Origin of the sequence: Sulfolobus sp. B1, from assembly GCF_007050195.1 — an archaeon.
GTDB lineage: Archaea > Thermoproteota > Thermoprotei_A > Sulfolobales > Sulfolobaceae > Saccharolobus.
On record NZ_QIMI01000180.1, the window covers coordinates 1 to 2,356 of the forward strand.

At 34.2% G+C, this 2,356-nt stretch carries 2 protein-coding genes; one reads left to right on the forward strand and one right to left on the reverse strand.

All coding sequences use genetic code 11. From position 1 onward, the window contains the following. The first annotated feature begins 163 nt into the window (after positions 1–163). Positions 164–1,624, forward strand: coding sequence for an APC family permease (locus DMP16_RS09130; RefSeq protein ID WP_069283004.1), 1,461 nt, complete (start codon positions 164–166; stop codon positions 1,622–1,624). A gap of 15 nt (positions 1,625–1,639) precedes the next feature. On the opposite strand, the gene DMP16_RS09135 is transcribed toward DMP16_RS09130, so the two are convergent. Then, a partial coding sequence (locus DMP16_RS09135) for an enolase C-terminal domain-like protein (protein WP_304948043.1) occupies positions 1,640–2,356 on the reverse strand: 717 nt, incomplete at its 5' end.

Here is a 2,356-nt window from a genome sequence, read left to right on the forward strand (position 1 = left end):
TCATAAGGCAATTATATTTTCAACTATACGATGCAGGCTTTTTTACATATTTTTATTATAGATTGTTCCTTAATGATTTCATTTTAAACAATAATTTATTTAGTTTTAATAAAAATACATAAGACTAAGGTTTAAATACAAGTTAGTATGCAAAATATGTTGTATGAATGATGATCATCATAAGTTAAAAGAAAATACAATAGGATTCTGGGGGTTAGTCGCAATAGGTTTAGCAGGTATTCTACCTATTTTCGGTCCTATAGAAGTTTCGGCGTTTATTAACGATGCGGGACCAGCCTCAATGTGGCCAGTAATCTTGGGAGCAATATTGTTCCTTATAATCTCACTGCCTATTATAGAATATACAAGAATTGTACCATTCGCAGGGGGCTATTATGGATTAGCGGAATTAGGATTTGGAAAAGCTGCGGGCAAATTTACTGGTCTTTTAAACATGATTTATGGTTTCTTCTGGCTAGCCTCCAATGCTTTCGCAATGGGATGGATAATTACTGATACCATTTATTACGTCTTAGGTTATCTAATTCCTATCTGGGTATGGATGGTAGTAGGAATTATGGTTCTAATCGCTGAATATTTTGTAGCTACATTAAATTCAAATTTGCTCAGTAAGATTATTTTTTATACTATATTATTAGGCATGTTGGTAGTGTTAATATTTAGTATATACGTAACTATAAGATCTCCATACAATTCTCTTTACTATCTTAATCCTCTTAATAGCCCTACTGGATTCAGCGGAGTAGCTTTAGCTACGGCTACGGTCGGCTTTTATACATACGTTGGATATGGAACCAGCTTATTTTTCAGTGAGGAGGCTAAAGATTCTAGAACATCTGTATATAAGGCAATATACGTTTCAGTTATTATTTCTACAATTGTTATAGCTTTCATAGCATATTCAGAAACCGTGGCTGTTCCTCTTTCACAACTGTCTACAGTAGGTTCATCATCACTTCCTCAGATAGTATCCTGGAGTAAGTACCTCCCTCTCTTTTCTTTACTAATTCTTAATATGTTTATATTTATAGCATCAACCATAGCTATGTCTGCGGATATAGGATATACTGGAAGGTTAATGTGGAGCCTTGCTAGGGATAATTTCATTAAAAATAACTGGATTAAGAAATTAGATCCTAAACAAAAAACCCCTAAGAATGCAACGATGTTATACGTTATTTTTTCGTCAATTATATTCTTGGTAATAGGTCTAGTATTGACTACTATATATGGCTATAATGCCTCTACTGTAGCTGTTACATGGTATACAGACGCTACTATAGGTACGATAATATGGTATTTCCATCACTTCATACCAGAAGTAGGATTATTCAATTTTATTAGGAAGCATAAGGAAATTTCTTATTCTAAGATTAGACTATGGATAGTGGGATTAATAATTCCAGTAATAGGCATAGTATTTTTCGCATATACGTTCTATGAGGGTATAATAGGAGATCTGGCGGAACCATATTTTGGGGCACTAATCTTAGCAACTGCTGTAATCATAGGATCGCTTGGTTATATAGTATATAAATGGAGGAAAAACGATTTAGGGGAATCCTGGGTACTGAAAAATGTTAGCGAAAGCAACAAACAATAATAAAATTGTAAACCACTATAGCCAAGATATTCTTACTTTTATTTCTCCATCGGCTTTTTCCCTTAAAGCCTTTAAAACCTCTTTCTCGTCGTTAATACTTATTGTCTTAGTAATTAACAATTTTGATGATTTTGGGTACAACGTCTTCCACGAAGCCAAATAAACCAATGCTTGTTCAAAGTGAGGCTTTTGACCATTTACCATGCCTATTATCAATTTATTAGCATGAACTATGTCTTGAATATCTTTATTATTTAGTGAAAAAGTGCCGGAAATTGGGTAGCCAAATAAGCCTAAAATACCGTTCCTATTCAGCAACGGTAAAAGAGAATCAAGCAAGGACGCATCAGCTCCAGTAGCGTCAATTATAACGTCAAACTTACCTTGTGTTTTTAACAGTTCATCATAACCCTTATAGGAGTTGTAGTAATTGATCTTAGCTTCTTCCATTAACGTTTGCTCTATTATTAATGGTTCCTTAAACGCTCTTAAGCCTTCACATGTCCACACTGGATCCTCAAAGTATTCTATATTAGCTCCTTCTAAGCTTCTGGAAACGCTTAAGGCCTCAGATAAGTTCCATCCCCCATTAGGATCAACCCTAAACTTAACTTTAGGAATTTCAGTTGCCATCGTCTTTATGGCGTCAATTTCATGCTCAGGCTTGAATACTCCAGCTTTTAGCTTAATAACTCTAAATCCATACTCTTTTACGATATTTTTTACCATTTT

Excerpts from the sequence above, each read along its gene's own strand:
- DMP16_RS09130 (WP_069283004.1), top strand. The coding sequence starts at position 164 with ATGAATGATGATCATCATAAGTTAAAAGAAAATACAATAGGATTCTGG.